Annotated in this window: 14 protein-coding genes; 6 read left to right on the top strand and 8 right to left on the bottom strand. The window is 46.3% G+C overall.

Annotated elements, in window-relative coordinates; genetic code table 11:
• Positions 1 to 58: 58 nt before the first annotated feature.
• From L2W36_RS06120 to L2W36_RS06150, 7 genes are all read right to left on the bottom strand, one after another.
• Positions 59 to 1,582 (bottom strand): CoA-acylating methylmalonate-semialdehyde dehydrogenase, encoded by a 1,524-nt coding sequence (locus L2W36_RS06120; RefSeq protein WP_031494138.1) that lies wholly within the window; start codon positions 1,580 to 1,582, stop codon positions 59 to 61.
• A 50-nt stretch (positions 1,583 to 1,632) separates the two neighbouring features.
• A complete protein-coding gene (locus tag L2W36_RS06125; RefSeq protein WP_236109584.1) occupies positions 1,633 to 2,790 on the bottom strand; it encodes an iron-containing alcohol dehydrogenase in 1,158 nt (385 codons plus the stop codon).
• A 149-nt stretch (positions 2,791 to 2,939) separates the two neighbouring features.
• Positions 2,940 to 4,427 carry an FGGY-family carbohydrate kinase gene (locus L2W36_RS06130; RefSeq protein ID WP_171389473.1) on the bottom strand — a complete coding sequence of 496 codons (1,488 nt, stop codon included), beginning with the start codon at positions 4,425 to 4,427 and terminating at the stop codon, positions 2,940 to 2,942.
• A gap of 29 nt (positions 4,428 to 4,456) precedes the next feature.
• Entirely contained in the window at positions 4,457 to 5,302 is an 846-nt protein-coding gene (locus tag L2W36_RS06135) for a class I fructose-bisphosphate aldolase (RefSeq protein ID WP_038226596.1), read from the bottom strand.
• Positions 5,286 to 7,058 carry a glycerol-3-phosphate dehydrogenase/oxidase gene (locus tag L2W36_RS06140; RefSeq protein WP_236109585.1) on the bottom strand — a complete coding sequence of 591 codons (1,773 nt, stop codon included), beginning with the start codon at positions 7,056 to 7,058 and terminating at the stop codon, positions 5,286 to 5,288. Before L2W36_RS06140 ends, L2W36_RS06135 begins: the two co-directional genes overlap by 17 nt.
• 44 nt (positions 7,059 to 7,102) lie before the next feature.
• Positions 7,103 to 8,089 (bottom strand): aldo/keto reductase, encoded by a 987-nt coding sequence (locus L2W36_RS06145; RefSeq protein WP_236109586.1) that lies wholly within the window; start codon positions 8,087 to 8,089, stop codon positions 7,103 to 7,105.
• Between the two features lie 9 nt (positions 8,090 to 8,098).
• Positions 8,099 to 9,058 (bottom strand): sugar-binding transcriptional regulator, encoded by a 960-nt coding sequence (locus tag L2W36_RS06150; RefSeq protein WP_031493347.1) that lies wholly within the window; start codon positions 9,056 to 9,058, stop codon positions 8,099 to 8,101.
• A 434-nt stretch (positions 9,059 to 9,492) separates the two neighbouring features.
• Here L2W36_RS06150 and L2W36_RS06155 point away from each other — a divergent pair, with 434 nt between their 5' ends.
• From L2W36_RS06155 to idi, 6 genes are all read left to right on the top strand, one after another.
• Entirely contained in the window at positions 9,493 to 10,518 is a 1,026-nt protein-coding gene (locus tag L2W36_RS06155; protein WP_006070493.1) for a sugar ABC transporter substrate-binding protein, read from the top strand.
• 148 nt (positions 10,519 to 10,666) lie between these two features.
• Positions 10,667 to 12,175: a sugar ABC transporter ATP-binding protein gene (locus tag L2W36_RS06160; protein ID WP_062459278.1), complete on the top strand. Its 1,509-nt coding sequence runs from the start codon at positions 10,667 to 10,669 to the stop codon at positions 12,173 to 12,175.
• Complete coding sequence (locus L2W36_RS06165) at positions 12,175 to 13,200, top strand: ABC transporter permease (protein ID WP_236109587.1); 1,026 nt, start codon at positions 12,175 to 12,177, stop codon at positions 13,198 to 13,200. Before L2W36_RS06160 ends, L2W36_RS06165 begins: the two co-directional genes overlap by 1 nt.
• A gap of 14 nt (positions 13,201 to 13,214) precedes the next feature.
• A complete protein-coding gene (locus L2W36_RS06170; protein ID WP_006070496.1) occupies positions 13,215 to 14,273 on the top strand; it encodes an ABC transporter permease in 1,059 nt (352 codons plus the stop codon).
• 189 nt (positions 14,274 to 14,462) lie between these two features.
• Positions 14,463 to 15,104 carry an START domain-containing protein gene (locus L2W36_RS06175; protein WP_236109588.1) on the top strand — a complete coding sequence of 214 codons (642 nt, stop codon included), beginning with the start codon at positions 14,463 to 14,465 and terminating at the stop codon, positions 15,102 to 15,104.
• A 185-nt stretch (positions 15,105 to 15,289) separates the two neighbouring features.
• On the top strand, positions 15,290 to 15,826 hold the full coding sequence (idi, locus tag L2W36_RS06180; protein WP_031494129.1) for an isopentenyl-diphosphate Delta-isomerase: 537 nt from the start codon (positions 15,290 to 15,292) through the stop codon (positions 15,824 to 15,826).
• Here the strand turns inward: idi and L2W36_RS06185 are convergent.
• On the bottom strand, positions 15,823 to 17,007 hold the full coding sequence (locus L2W36_RS06185) for a hypothetical protein (RefSeq protein ID WP_443088379.1): 1,185 nt from the start codon (positions 17,005 to 17,007) through the stop codon (positions 15,823 to 15,825). The genes idi and L2W36_RS06185 overlap by 4 nt on opposite strands.

Here is a 17,007-nt window from a genome sequence, read left to right on the forward strand (position 1 = left end):
TGTTGACTCGCTGCCCAAATTTAAGCAAACCTACCGCACACCTCCTCACGTCAATGCGTTATTTCATAGTTGGCATGACGAATTCGGCTTGAGTCTGTGTGCTGTCCTTTGAACCGACTTTCACATCCGATTCGGGCCAACGTGTAGTGATGGTTTTCATTCGAGTAAAGAATCGAACGCCGTCAGGACCGTGCATATGCAAAGGGCCAAACAGTGAACGCTTCCAACCGCCAAAACTGTGGAATGCCATTGGCACTGGAATAGGCACATTTACTCCGACCATACCGATCTGAACATTGGCGGAGAAATCTCTTGCGGTATCACCGTCTGCAGTAAAGATAGCCGTGCCGTTGCCATATTCATGGTCGTTTATAATTTGCAGAGCTTCTTGATAGGTTTTGACTCGAACAATGCAAAGCACTGGACCGAATATTTCTTCTTGATACACAGTCATGTCGGTGGTCACATGGTCAAACAAGGTACCACCAACGAAAAAGCCATCGCAGGACTTAGCCAGTTCTAGATCTCGACCATCAACAAGTAAAGCCGCGCCCTCTTCCTGACCCTTTTGAATGTATCCGCAAACTTTTTGCTTATGCTCTTTGGTAATCAAAGGTCCCATATCGTTTTCAATCGCTTGACCGTAACCGGGTCCTACTTTTAACGTGGCTAACTTATCTTGAAGGTGACGAGCCAATGCATCGCCCGTCTCATCACCCACAGCGACGGCAACCGAAATCGCCATGCAGCGCTCTCCAGCTGCACCATAAGCTGCACCCATCAACGCATTCACTGCACCGTCAATATCGGCATCCGGCATGACCACCATATGGTTTTTCGCACCACCAAGGGCTTGAACGCGCTTGCCGTATTTTGCGCCCTCAGAATAGATGTATTCCGCAATCGGCGTTGAACCGACAAAGCTAACAGCTTGAATTCTTGGGTCTTGCAGTAACGTATCTACCGCTTCTTTATCCCCTTGAACCACATTAAACACACCATCAGGTAATCCCGCTTGTTTCAGAAGGTCAGCAATAAACAGAGGTGCAGAGGGATTTTTCTCTGACGGTTTTAAGATAAAGGTGTTGCCCGTTGCGATGGCAATGGGAAACATCCACATAGGAACCATCACTGGGAAGTTAAATGGTGAAATCCCGGCCACCACACCAAGTGGCATCATTTGTGAGTGCGAATCGACACCAGTCCCAACATTTAGACTATGCTCTCCTTTTTGCAGGTGTGGGATGCCGCAGGCAAACTCGACCACCTCTAGCCCTCGAGTTATCTCACCTAATGCATCACTAAACACCTTGCCATGTTCACGGCTGATGATATTCGCCAGTTCATCACGATTCTGTTCTAACAGAGTTTTGAACTTGAACATCACTCTGGCGCGATTAAGCGGTGTGGTTTTAGCCCAAGAGTCAAACGCTGCCTGTGCAATGGTAATTGCCTGCTCTACTTCCTGTTTTGAGCACAGTCCAACTTGGTTCTGCACTTCACCTGTAGCAGGGTCATAGACAGGCAAATGTCGTTCCGACTGACTTTCAACATATTGATTATTAATAAAACTACTGATCATGTTTTCATCCTTGTTTAGTATTCTGAGGCTTAATTGAGGAAATTCAGGCGCTACCAAGCGGCTTTATACAGCTCGATCACTTCTTCTTTGTTCGGAATTCGAGGATTGTTGTTAGGCGATCCAGAAGCCAGAGCTTGCTCAGACATGATGTCGAGATTTGACCAAAACGCCTGTTTATCAATGCCAAAATCGCTCATGGAAGGCACGCTTAAATCCTGATTGATCTGCTTAAGTTCCAGCAGTAGCGCAGCGACTGCATCGTCATCATTGGTACTCGCATCAACCACTCCCATTGCTCTTGCGCACTCGGCATAACGAGTTTTAGCCGCAGGAATCGAATATTCCGTTATCGTCGGCAATAACATGGCGTTGCTCATACCGTGAGGCACATGAAAGTGCGCGCCAATTGGGCGGCTCATGCCATGTACCAAGGCAACAGATGCGTTAGAAAACGCAATGCCTGCGAGCGTCGCGCCGAGCATCATTTGCTCTTTGGCATCTTTATTGTCGGGATTATTGACGGCTTCACGCAGATTTGGCGCGATAAGTTTCATCGCCAATAGCGCTTGCTGATCAGTAAACAGACCCGACTTTCCACTAACATAGGCTTCAATGGCGTGAGTTAACGCATCAATTCCGGTATCCGCTGTGATACGCTCCGGAGCCGTCATTGTTAAAGTAAAATCAATGATGGCGGCTGATGGAATAAGACCTGGTCCCATACAAAGCAGCTTTTCGTCGTTGGTTTCGTCGGTAATAATGGTCACTTTGGTGACCTCCGAGCCCGTTCCCGCCGTCGTTGGAATCGCAATCAACGGCATAATTGGCGAAGTCACGATATTAGGTACACTGTAATCTCTAATTCGACCTTGGTGCTCCGCAAGCAAAGCAATCGCTTTAGCACTATCAATCACACTGCCACCGCCTAGCGCGATGACGCCATCATAATGCCCATCAATCACCTTATTTACCGCTGGAAGTATCGACGCCTCTGTTGGTTCTGGAACGGTATCCGTGAAAACATCCGCCTCTACACCAGCTTGATTCACGAAGGACTTTAGCTGGTCGACCTGGCCTAAGGTTTTCATCACTGGGTCAGATACAATCATGACTCGGCGACAACCCAGTTGGATAGCTATCTCTCCCGCTCGCGCTGTTGCGCCTTCGCCTACCTCTAAAAGCTTTGGCAAAACAATAGATTGACTCATAATTCACCTCACAATTTATATCGATACATTTCGTATCATTATTTAAATTAATTTATTCAGGACGTAACAAGTCCCCACAACTTTGCTGTGGCAAATCCTTGTTAGTCGCTAACTAGCTAGACCTGTCGCTTGAGATAATCAAGGTTCAATCAACCCAATGAACGTAATGCATCTCTCAGAAGACAGTACTTACTATATCGAGTCGCAAAGAACTCCGAGCGCTTAGTATTAGGCACATAACGCTTATCGGGCTGCGGCTGAGGGCTTAGTCGCTCAGTCTGACTTTCAGTAACGGAACTCATCGCCAGTTGCGCCACGCCTTTTGCCCCGACCTCGTTACAATTTGTCGACGTCACCGTGACGCCCAATATGTCTGCAAACAACTGACACCAATATTCACTTCGAGAAGCGCCACCGCTAATGGCAATTCGATCCACGTCATACCCTGCCGATCGCAGTCTTTGGATATGCTCAAGGTGAGCAAATACAATACCCTCATAAAAGGCGTAGACCACGTGAATGTCCTGATGCCAACCCTTCAAACCAAACAGATTGGCCGATTGGCTATCTTGCCCGGTCGATCCGTAGAGGTACGGATGGAACATGGGTAACGTTGGCATTAATTCGACATCTTCCAATTGACGATTAAACTGTTCGAAAATATTATTGCCAACGCTTGCTTCACGTTCTCTTCGCTCAGAGAAGAATCGCTCCACCAGCCACTCTAGATTGGATGCTGAGCAGGTGCTGGACTCTATGGCTAAGTATCGATTCTCAGCAAATTTGCACGCCATAAATACCTCTTCAGGCGGCAGCTCATCAGTCACTACCTGATTGATATTCCATGTGCCAGCGACGACCGAGGTATCAGCTAACGCACTGGCTTGTGAACCATAGGCGCATGCCACTACATCGAACAGACCCGCAATGACAGGCGTCCCCGCTTTAAGCTTTGTTATACGTGCAGCATCTTCAGTGACTGTTCCTATCACTTGATTACTTTCATAAATCGGCGGCAACTTGGTGCTAATGTCTGCCAACTGGTAGTGATTTAGAAGCTCAAGAGACACTGAGTCGGTTTCAAAATCGAACAAACCCGATGCAGTGATATCTCCCCATTCTGTCGCGCACTGCCCTGTAAGGCAGTAGTTCACATAGTCTTTGCAAAACAGCACCTGACCGGTTTTTTGAAACGTTTCTGGCTGGTGCTTCTGTAGCCACGTAAGTAACACTGCTGTTTGAGATGACCACACGCCTTGTCGATTACGCTTTTTGAGGTCTGTGAATCCCTTAGATGCCTGTAGCAAGGTGACTTCGCTGGCAGCACGATTATCCAGAGACTTAATACCAAGTAATGGCTTTAGTTCAGTATCAAGCAGATACAGTCCATTCCCATGACCGCTGGTTCCTAGCGCGATAATTTGACTGCTGTCCACACCGGTTTGCTCAATCAACTTAGCGATCACCTCTGCGCATAGCGACCAACATTGGTTTAAGTCCGCTTCGGTGTGGTCTGGTTGAGGGATATGAGTCGGATAATTATTGGCTACAGCACCTATCTCGCAGCCATGCTCATCGAACAATGCCGCTTTGATCGCCGTGTTACCACAATCAATTCCTATCGCATATGACTTCATATCCCCTCCTTGCTTTAGTTCTGTATCTGCTATTTATCGCCAATGTAGATGTTCATTGCTTCTGAGGTAGACGCACCATTGTGAATCATAGCCATTAAAGCATCGACAACGCGGCTTGGATTTGGGTGTTGATAAATATTGCGCCCATACACCATGCCAAGCGCACCCTGATCGAGCAGTGCTCGCGCTTTGCTAAACACAGATTCAATATCTTCACGTCCACCGCCACGAACCAATACCGGGCACCTTGCCGCCTCAACCACTTTATGGAAGTCTTCTGCTTGGCTGGTTGGATCGGCCTTAATAATGTCAGCACCTAGCTCACGTGCCATACGCACCAAGGTGACAATCTTTTCGCAGTCACCATCGACCATATAAGCCTGTCCTTGGCTGTTAGGCTGCATCACCAAGGGTTCGATCATCAGTGGCATACCGTATTTCTCACACTCAGCTTTGACCTTACTTATGTTGGCAACACATTGCTTAAACAAGTCAGGTTCATCAGGCAGCATGAATAGGTTCACTACAACGCATGCCGCATCCATTTGAAGGGCTTGAATAAGAGGCTGCTCCGCATTTTGTAGTAGTGCCCACATGTGGCGGTGACGCTCTGCGTTATATGGGTTACCCAAATCGATTCGCATGACCAGTGCAGGTTTGTCTTTGCCATCGACAGTTTGCAGTAAGTCAGCTTGACCCGCATTCATCTGAATCGCATCTGGCTTAGCATCCACTAGTTGTTTTACCACTGAAGACATGTTTTCTAGCCCATCTAAAAATGAAGGCTCGTTGCACACGCCGTGGTCGATAGCCACATCCAAACAACGCCCTTGCTTAAATAGGCGATTCATCCTGACTTTACTGGTTAAATACATACTCTTCTCCATCTAGTAGTTGTTCATTTTCCGTAACGGTAGGTTGTAATGTGGGTTTTGAAACTTTTGGTAAGGCGTCCAATTCAACGCCATGGAAATCCAGCAACACTTGCTTCGATTGAGCTCTATCTTTATCGCGTTCGCTTTGACTCCAAGAAAAGTGGTCAGCGACCAAATTGGAAATCTCCTCGAAGCTTTCCTCAGTTAACTTGCCTTCAATCGCTATCGAGGTACGGCGAAGCAGCACATCCAACGTTGTCGATACATACTCACGTTCCAGAATGAACTTGAGCTCGCCTTGGGTGTAGTCATCGAGTGACGACAGCGCTTTATCTTGTGTTCCTTGAAGTGCACCAAGCAGTGATTCACAGGCCGTGCCGTAGCGCTGAAACCAAGTTTCCATTTGGCGTTGTGAATATTGCGGATGACGCTCACTTAATGAGGCTAAGTAAGTCGCTTTTGATGAATCAGTGACAGGGTAACCCTTACCACCACCTATTGCTCTTTGTTTGGTATCGCAAACTCGCGTTTTACCTAATGATGCTAAAAGTTCATCTGCCACTTCCTCACCAAAGGCACGGAACGTTGTCCACTTGCCTCCGATAAGCGAATAGATAAGAGTGTCGCCAATCTTGTCTTGTTTCAATGAATGACTGCGGGGGATTTGCCCTGTGGTCGAGGTATTGACTGACGGAAGTGGTCTCACACCACAGAACTGATAGACGATCTGCTCACGACTGATATCCAGGTTTGGTAGCACGCCTCTAAGTGATTCGATAATGTAATCAATTTCTTCGTCAGTACAACGCACCGATTCAGGGTCGCTCACGGGGATATCCGTCGAGCCGATCAATACTTTTCCGAAATACGGGAACAAGATACAAACTCGTCCTTCGCTGTTTTCATAAAACAGCATATTGCCATCGAGTTCAGCCAGCAGATCTGCGTTATCGACGATAATATGCGACCCTTTCGTCCCCTGCATATACTGGCTAGGTGCAGTCAGTAATCCATTGGTCGTGTCGACCCAAGCACCTGTCGCGTTGACCACATGGTGCGTTTTAACTTGAATAGACTCCGCAGCGTCGTGATTAGAAATCGTCAACTGCCCCTGCTCTAACCCAGAGACCATAGTGTAATTGAGTGCAACGCCACCCGCTTCTACCCCTTCTTGAATCAATTCCAAGGCGAGGCGCTCGGGTGAGCTAATCCACGCATCAAAGTATGTGGCACTGCTCTTTACGTCACCCCCCATCATCGGCCAGCGTTTTTGGGTTGAGCGAGATGAGTGCATCTGGTGATTTGGCATCAATTGATCACGCTTGGTGAACCAATCGTAAAGACTCAGCCCAATTTTGATGACCACAGAGCCACGCTGTGAAGGCTTGTCTTTCAATCCTAAGAACTTAAACAGGCCGTCAAACATACCCGACCAAGTAGAGAAAATAGGAATGGTGGTTTCTAAAGGAGCAACAAAATGAGGCGCGTTATCAAGTAGGCGATTTCGCTCATAGAGTGCTTCTTTCACTAATTGAAACTCACCATTTTCTAGATAGCGAAGTCCGCCATGTATCATGCGAGATGGCGCAGCACTGGCCTTAGAACAAAAGTCATCTTTCTCGACTAACAAGACCTTCACACCTTGCAATGCCAGTTCTCGAAAAACGCTAATACCATTGATTCCTCCGCCAATGACCACGACGTCAAAGTTACTATTCTCTTTTAATCGCCTAAAGGCGGTTGAGTTGTTATTCATTGTTGCTCCCTGCCACTGTTTTCCGCTTTCCTTACGATGCGTCGCTACGCCAATTCCAACTCGCCAAAAAACTCATGGGATTTTGCATCAATAAACTTCACCTCTTCCTGAGATAGCACCACACTTCCTGCTGCGGCATTTTCTATTGCTTGAGCTGCATTTCGTGCACCACAGAGAGCATAAGTGATGCCTGGCTGTTGCAGTGTTGCGGCAATCACTAGCTGTGCAACACTTACATTTTTCTGGCGAGCAATCGGCTCAATGGACTGACAGAACTTTTGTACCCAACGGCGGTTTTCGATAGTAAACATAGGATCAGTGATGCGCTGGTCATCGCCAGTGAAAACACGTTCAGGGGTGATTTTTCCGCTCAGCAGCCCCATAGCAAGTGATGAGTAACTAAGACACGCGACATTAGTTTTGATGGTTGATGGCAACAAAGTTTGTTCTAACTGACGCTCGATGAGGTTATATTTCTCCTGCACCGCGTCCACAACGCCTGCTTGTTGATACTGTTCCAACTCCGCTTGATTAGCGTTGCTGATCCCGATGGCGCGGATCTTACCGGCTTTCTTTAGCGCCAATAATGCTTCCATGGTTTCAGCAATCGGCGTGGTTGGGTCTTGCCAGTGGGTAATGTAGAGATCGAGATAATCCGTTTGCAGACGTTTTAGGCTTTGATCCACTTCATGTTGGATAGCATCAGCACCAAGATAACGATGCACTGGCTTGCCATTCTCATCAAAAAAGTGATTACCTTTATTCGTATGCCAAACCAAACCACATTTAGTTGCCAGTACTACCTTGTCGCGGCGTCCTTTGATTGCCTTACCCACTATTTCTTCAGACACACCAAGTCCATACGCTGGAGCGGTATCAATTAAAGACACGCCGTGATCTAAAGAAGCATGAATGGCATCAATGGAGGCTTTCTCATCTGTTCCACCCCACATCCAACCACCCATTGCCCACGTGCCAAGACCGATGACTGATGCTTCAATTCCTGAATTTCCAATTTCTCTAGTTTGCATGTTGATTCCCTATTCTGCTTGTTCTAATACGCTGGCGACGGTGTCTTCGTCCGAGACTAACCCGTTGATCAATCCGCCTCTCAATGCCGCTAACATGGCAGACACTTTAGAGCGAGTTGCGGCTACACCGAAACTGTGTTCGATGCTATCGAGTTCTTGAAGATTGAGGCCGATAAGTTTTTGGTTGATGTGTTCTGCGCATTTATCGCCTTGTGCATCATAAAGATGGGCCAGTACTTCCCCTTTACATTGGGCGCTGATCAGCGTTTCAGTTTCATGGCCACTTAACGAGCGCAGGTCATAGTAGCTGTCACTTTCACTGGCGACGGAACCAATACCCACCAAGGCAATATCTGCGTTTCGAGCCAAGTCGAGAACGTCTTTAATGCTACGCATCTCCATCAAGATGTTGCGCTGTTCGTCGGTATCTACAAAAAGCGGCGCGTGCAGTTGGGTACTTGTTCCACCCAGCTTTTCTGCCAATTTGCTTGCTAGGTAGTTCACGTCTGTGAAGTGGTGCCCCTGGATACCCCCTGTAGCCGGAACCACTCTCACATTCGGAAAGTGCATGGGTTTTAGCTGCTCAACAATCTGCGCCATGGTTTTACCCGCACTGATGCAAATAATGCTATCTGGCTTGATGGTTTCTATAAGTAGTTCACCTGCTGCTTGTGCCACTTGGCGAGTAACGACCTCGTCATCCTGGCTGAGACTTGGCTGAATCACCGCAGTTTTCAAGCCAAACTTTTCCAACAAGCGTTGTTCTAATGTATGCGTTCTTTCTTGTGGAAGCTTTAAGGTAATCTCAACTAGACCATCATCATGCGCTTGCTTAATGACACGATTCACTTTCGCTGTGGACAACCCAAGCTGCTTAGCAATATCCGACTGGCTCCGATTTTCCATATATCGCAACGTTAAGATCTTTGCTGTCTGTCTCAATATGTCGTCACGTTCGTTCATCGTCATATCTCTACCTTTATTACTGCTTTCTGCCTTTATATAGGCTTCACATTTCGTTAACACTTAATAGCTTTTTATCTTGGCAATCTTGGTTAACAAGGTGTGAAATTTATTTCATCTGAGTAAAAAGTAATCATAGAAAAAGACTTTTACAAGTTAAAATGATACAAATCGTATCGTTTTGACCATTTAAGTGCGTTAGATCACAAATAATGACCAAAGTGATACGTATTGTATCGATATAGCATTGACCGGCTACATTTTGTTCACTACCTTTTAACACGTGAAATATATTTCACCTGTCTGAAAGATAATTCACATCATCGAGAACAACGTGTTGTGCTGCTTTTGGCTTAATAAGAACCAAGCTGTTTTATAGAGGCGAAGCAGATGTTGCTCCAAAGACGACGAGTGAATAGCAAATAAAAATGGAGAAAATTATGAAGTCAGTGACTTTGAAAAAGATATTTAATAAAGGACTTATCGCTACGAGTATTATTGTCGCTTCAAGCCTAGCTGCCACAACACATGCAAACGAACGAATCGCGTTTTTCGTTTCTGATTTGTCTAATGTATTCCACCAATCTCAAGCGACGGAAGCAAAGCGCTACGCAAAAGAGAAGTACGGTGCTGAAGTGGTTATCTTCGATGGTAAAGCCGATTCAGCGGTAATGACGCAAAACGTTGACCAAGTAGCAGCAGGTGCATTTGATGGTGCCTCACTTCATATATGGGATGGCGAAGCAGCGACACCAGGTGTTGAAGAAGCATTAGAAGAGAACATCGCTATGACGTCTTTCTTTAGCCCAATCACTGATACCGGCATTCCAACGGCTCGAAGTGATGAAGCGACCGTTTCTTTCGATATGGGCGCACAAATGGCAAAAGCATGGAAGGAAGCGAATCCTGACAAGCCAATCGTCATGGTTCAACTCGGTTGGCCAAACCATACCGAGGTAAGTTCTGGTCGAACTAACCCATTTGCAGAAGGTGTGCTTTCGGTTGATCCAACAGCGAAAAACCTAGGCGCTCTTGATGCTAGCGGCGGCCAAGAAGCTGCGAAACAGATCATCGTTGACCTTCTTACTCAACAGCCAGAAGTTAACTTAATTTATTCCGAAGCCTCTAACTTAACCGTTGGCACAATGGCAGGTCTTAACCAGCTAGGTCGCGGCAAGTTCAAAGATGGCAAACCGGTGACAGAGATCGTCGCCAGTGTTGACTTTGACTCGGTCGAATTTGGTCAAATTTATGACCCTGAATCAAGCCTAAAAGTCTCTATGGGTCTTCCACCAATTGAGACAGCGCGTGGTCGTATCGACTTGGTTATGGACGTGATCAATAAGAAAGTCGCACCGACAAAAGATCAAGCAGAAGAGTTCTTCTACAAGGCTTACACCATCTCTTACTGGTCAATGCCAAAACCTGATGCAGAGCAATGGCTAGACGCTCAGTTCAGCAACTAACCTAGGCTTAAGGTCGGCGGCTAGACCGCCGACCTTATATGTTACTCATTTATTCAACATTTCAGTGTTAAGGAAAAACTCGCTTCATCTGTCATGTCATCTGTGGCCTAGCAGTATCGAAGGTGCAACCACTGAAGGAGAGATCATCTTGAATAGTCACAATTCAACACCTGTATTATCAATTGAAGGGCTGATTAAAGACTACCCCGGTGTTCGGGCAGTTAACGATGTGAGCTTTGCAATTGAACGAAGTACCGTTCACTGCTTGATTGGCGAGAACGGCGCAGGAAAATCCACATTGGTAAAAATGATCACCGGTGCTATTCAGCCTACTCAAGGCGCTATGAAAGTGAACGGTAAGGATTACCGACCTACTGGCACTCAGTCAGCACGTGAATCGGGCATCGCCACTTTATTCCAAGAGCTACACGTCGTTGATGAATTGACTGTACTTGAAAACTTAACGCTGGGTATGGAACAGAGCCGATTTGGCTTTTTAATTAAATCAGATCTAGAGGATCGCGTAATCGAGACCTTAGCGACCATCGAGCCGTCTATCGACCCATATGCTCGCGTCTCGACCTTAGGTGTCGCTCAAAAGCAGATTATTGAAATTGCCCGTGCCGCATCATCTGGCGCGAACGTCATCATTATGGATGAGCCAACAGCTGCGTTGTCGGAAAGAGAAGTCGAAAGACTTTTTACCGTTATTCGTAGGCTACAAGAACAAAGCGTGACGGTTATTTATATCTCTCACAAACTGGATGAGATTTTGACCCTAGGCGACCGCGTCACCGTCATGCGCGATGGCAAACACATCGCAACTAAACCCATGTCTGAAGTCGATGGCCGCGCAGAGCTTATCGATATGATGATTGGTCGCAGCATCATGCACGATTATTCCCCGCGCGACGCCATTACCGATGAAGTGTTCCTGGCGGCGCAGCGCCTTAATAACCACCGCCTCAAAGATGTCTCGTTTGATATCAAAAAAGGCGAAATCGTTGGGTTTTATGGTTTGGTTGGCGCGGGAAAAACAGAAATCGCACGTGCGATCTTCGGTGCCGACAAAGTCTCTGGCACAATTCGCCTTAATGGCAAAGATGTGGGTAATTCGCCACGTGAAGCCATTGCTGCAGGTATTGCCCTCGTTCCTGAAGAGCGTCGTACTCAGGGCTTATTTACCAATTTAACCATTCGAGAAAATATCCCAGTGATGAATCTACCAAGAATGTCTGACTTCGGGGTATTCAGAGAAAATGATGAGTTGAATGCGGCGATCGATTACGTCGATAAGCTCTCTATTGCCACCAGCTCAATAGAAAAGCACACAGAGAAACTCTCCGGTGGTAATCAGCAAAAAGTGGTTATCGCTAAATGTCTGTTCTCACAGGCAAAACTTCTTCTACTCGATGAACCCACTCGCGGCGTCGATGTGGGAGCGAAAAAAGAGATCTATGACTTGGTGAAAAGCCTCGCCAACGAAGGCAACTCAGTCGCGGTGTTTTCTACAGAACTCGAAGAGATCTTGGGTGTTTGTGACCGAATCTTCTTACTTTATGACGGTTCACTGGTGTCTGAAATCAAGAATGGACCGAACGTCGACACTAACTTTATTTTAAATGCCGCTACGGGTGGCCTTGAGGAGGCAGTATAATGAACACGTCAGTAAAGCCTAATCACTCGCCAGTCGAGTATCGAAGGGTGAGCGACCAAATGTACATCACCTTGTTAGTGGTATTTGTCGCTATCGGACTCTTTCTTGTTGCGTCAGCGTTTGTCCCGAACTTTTTCCAAGTTCAAAACATGCTTAACCTGATTACCAATAACTGGGCAGTAATTTCTCTTGGTGTTGGCGTCTCTTTCTTGTTGATTTCAGGCAACTTTGACCTATCCGTTGGCGGTATTGTTGCGCTTTCAGGCGTGCTGTCGGTTTGGTTTGCTCAAGCCATAGGTGGCGGTTCTGCTCTGTCCACAGGTTTAGGCTTACCTTATTGGTTAGCCGTGGTCGGCGCTTTAATGGGTGCACTGGCTATCGGTGGTCTAAACGCTCTGTTCGTCGTGAAGTTTCGCATCCCATCAATCATCGTCACGTTAGGAACTATGATGGTGGCGAGAGGTATCGCTCAGGTGATTACTCAAGGCTCGCAACGCAACACCAATTTGCCCGAGGAGTTTGGCTTGCTAGGCAATTTGAAGGTGTTTGGCACCTCAATGCAATTCCCAGTGCTGTTTATGCTCATTCTATTTTTTGTCGCCATTTTTATTGAGCGTAAAACCGTGTTTGGCCGCATCACCTATTGGATTGGCGCCAACCCAGAAGCCGCAAAGCTGTCAGGTATCGATAATTCCAAACACATTACTTACTTGTATCTATTTAGTGCACTAGTGGCCGGCATTGTTGGCATCCTGCTCTCCTCAGAGTTTAAGTCAGGCTTTTCTAATCGTGGTTTACTAATGGAGTTTGACGCTTTGGTTATTGCGCTACTTGGCGGTATTGCTATTGCTGGCGGCTTCGGTTCTGTCATTGGCATGTTCTTTGGTGCCATTATCTTGGCGGTGGTAACCTCGGCGGCAACTGGGTTAACTCTCTCACCGGATTGGCAATTCATACTCAAAGCAGTCGCCGTTTTCTTAGCAATTACTGCTCAAACTTGGGCACTGTCCCTTAGAAACAAATAAAGAGGGGAAACGTTATGTCCGATTCAACCAAATCACTTAATTCATCATCTGCCCCGTCGCCAGTACCATCACCTGCACTGGGCGGACAAGTGGCTGAGTTTTTTCGTAACTATTACATCTACTTTGTATTAGCAGCGATTGTTATTTTTCTAAGTAGCGTTAACTTAGATCAGTATGCACTGTTTGAGCGCGGAAACTTTCTTTATAAGAAAAACGTCATCAACATTTTACGTGTCTCCGCACCACTGTTAGTGCTAGCCGGCGCATTTACCTTGCTAATGGTTTCGGGTTACATCGACTTATCCGTTGGTAGCACCATGGGACTCACTGCGGTCATATATGCCCTCCTCGCCATCAATGGTGTTCCAATGTGGGCGGCTTTCTCCATTACCGTGTTTTGTGGTGTATTGCTGGGCGCTTTCAACGGCTTGTTAGTGGTGAAGTTTAATATTACGCCCGTTATTGCAACCTTGATTACCCTGAGTTTATATAAAGGCATCGCACTGCTTCTAGTAGAAGATGGCGTGTCAGCCATCAAGTCCATGGGCGATCTAAAAATGCCAGCATGGTTTAACGACTATGGTCGCGATGCGGTTTTACTTGGATTGCCAATGGCATTTTGGGTAGCGGTGGGGGTTACGGCTTTGCTCATCATCCTACAAAACCGTTCTTTACTAGGTAAATACGCCGCAGCGACGGGTGGTAACCCAACGGCGGCTAAATTATCAGGTATTAAGACTGGGCTAGTCGTCTTCACGCTCTACGCCATTGTCGGTGCAACAGCTGCGCTTGCGGGGATTGCTCGTTCAAGCTTTATGTCGCTGGGTGACCCGCTGTCGGGTGATGGTATGGAGTTGACCGCGATTCTTGTGGTGTTAATTGGTGGTACAGCGTTTAGTGGCGGTGAAGGCAAAGTACTGCGTTCATTTGTTGGTGCATTGATTATCATGACCTTAACCGTCGGGATGCTCACTCTCGTACCTGCCTACTACCAAACCTTGGTAATTGGTGGTGCGCTATTAGCAGCGGCGGCGTCAAATCACTTGGTAAGCCGAAAGCGTAACGAAGGCTAATATTCATTACAACCTAAAGAGCCAACACGTGCGCCTAGCCCTGTTGGCTCTTACTATTTGGGAAGCCTTTCCCTACTCCTACCTATCTACTTCTACTTCCATTTTTTTACTTCAAATGTCTACTACCCTGATTTTTCGAATAAAATTGTATATGCTTAATGCAAGAAATCGACATCCAACAGGTGAAACATGGACGTTTTACGCATCATTATACTGTTCTCGACAATACTGCTGACAGGCTCATTAAGCGCTGAAGAAAATAGCTATTGGCAGTTTGACAGTAATAATGACGGAATCACTATCTATACTCGGGAGCACACCGATGGCTTAGTCGAAATCCGAGCGCAAATGTTCACTCCAACAACTTATAGCGCCTTCTTAACATTATTAGAAGATAGTGAAAACGTCCCCAACTGGATAGATAACGCCAGCCATAGCCGAGTGTTAAGGCAGATATCAATCAACGAGAACATTGTTTATACCCAGTTTAAAGCACCGTGGCCAGCGAGAGACCGCGATATGGTTACCTACTCGAAGTATTGGGTCGACGATTATGGTTTCACTATCGAAATTAACGATGCTCCTGAATCTTCATTACCGATACAAAAAGGTTATATTCGAATTACCTCTGTCGATGCGAGTTGGAATCTACAAAAGCTGACCAACGGTACGACACTTATCGAATACAAAGCCTATGCAGACCCTGGTGGAATATTACCCGACTGGTTGATGAATAAACTCTCTACACAAAGTGCTAGAGCGACGTTCAATAATCTAAGAAATCAGTTACCGAGGTACCAACGCTACTCTCATCCACATCTGAAAGAATGAGCCCAATCAATACATTAATGATCCATCTCTCTTCATCTTTAGTATCAATGTTGTGAATTAATCTCCCCTCCACTCTCCATCACAGGGTCTTTTGTGCTATGATGCGCGCCCTCGCTGGTTGGCGCAGTGAAATAAGAGAAAACCGCAGTGTTCAAAGCGGTCATTAAGCAAGCGTGAGATAGAATATGAGTTGTGAACTGGTTGTTGTCGTCGATAAATTTGGGAAACCAATCGGTACCGAAGAGAAGCTGGAAGCCCACCGTTTAGGCCTTAAACATCTGGCTTTTTCAGTGCTTATTTATCGTTATAACGCTGGCCAACTTGAGTTCTTACTTCAGAAACGCGCGATCAATAAATATCACAGTGGTGGATTGTGGAGTAATACCTGCTGTTCACATCCACGTCCAGATGAAGAGATTATCTCGGCTTCACAACGTCGTCTTGTCGAAGAGCTTGGCATAACGACCCCACTCGAACTCATCGATATTGGTACCGTTAGTTATTGTGCTAAATTCAGCAATGGTTTAACTGAGAATGAACTTGATCACGTGGTTATTGCTGAATCGAACAAAGTCGAGTTCAACCTTAATGCAGACGAAGCAGAACTGTGTGAATGGTGGCAGCAGTCTGATATCGAGCAAACGATGAAGGCGGAGCCAGCAACCTTCAGTGCATGGTTTCGGTTAGTTCTAGAGAAAACGACTCATCATCTAAGTAATTAGAACGACCATTTGATGTTGGCAAACAGCAGTGTTGAAGGGGTTGCTCCAAACAAGCTTCCTGAACTGCCATCAAAACGCTGTAATACGGTAAGCAATTGCCAGTCGTCAGACAATGAATAGCTGTTCGATAAACCAACGAAAAAAGAGCCATCTTGATAGTAACTACCAGACATGGTAATTCGCGACAATGGTGTAATGTCGAAACCTAAATCGGCGTAGCCCGTGAATTTAGTGAAGCTCAGAGTTCTCGCGGTGAGAGGTAAAGTTAAATATACCGCCGCATCAATCGCTTGTTGTGGTTCACTAATATAAAGTACCGATGCTCGCCCTATCCAATTGCGTCTTCCACCAAAACTATAGTCAGTCTCAATACTTGATACGATGGTCTTTTCATAAGATTGACCTTGATACTCGGATTTCCATGGGTCAAACCATGTCAGCTCCCCTCGAAACCCAGCACCATTAATATCACCGGCAAAACCACCACCTAGAACGTAATCCAAACCTGATCGTCCAGCTAGAACCTGCATGTCCCAACCGTTATGATTAAATAGATAGCGAGCAGAATATCTCTGTAAATTGCTGTCTTTGTTGGGACTGTAGACAAAGTCTATACTGCTCGCAAATCCAAGTTTGCGGCTGAGCGATATCGCATCGGTTCCTGGTCTTTCTTCATAGTCAAAGTCGTATATCGAGTACGAGTTATACAAATCGTTAGGATTCCAAATGGTGTTCATCGCCCAATTGACTCGATAACGTCCTATTCTTGAGCTCCAGTCATCCCCTTTCCAATCAAAATACAAACGGTCAAACTGACTGTTGATGATCATGTTGTCGTTATCGACCAGGTTTCTTGATAGGTCAAAATATCCGTTGTCCGCCGCAGTAATCTCTGAATAGAACGGCGCATTCAAGCTATCGCCAGCGAGTACTCTATTGCGCATGCCTGCATTAAAACGAAATGAGGAAGAGAAGCGATACTCGTAGTTAAATCGCTGATGTATAAGATGATCTAAGGTATTCTCTCCGTGATCTGGAATACCCCCTGTCGCCATGTATTTCACATAACCAGTTAGGTCCCAGTTCTTCTCTGGCTGTAACCCCGGTATCTCCGCTTTCACTTCTACCATATAGACAGCTGCGCCAACGATAAAAATGGTGGTGACTAACTTTTTCCACAT

This window comes from Vibrio sp. McD22-P3, from assembly GCF_021568915.1.
Lineage (GTDB): Bacteria > Pseudomonadota > Gammaproteobacteria > Enterobacterales > Vibrionaceae > Vibrio > Vibrio mediterranei.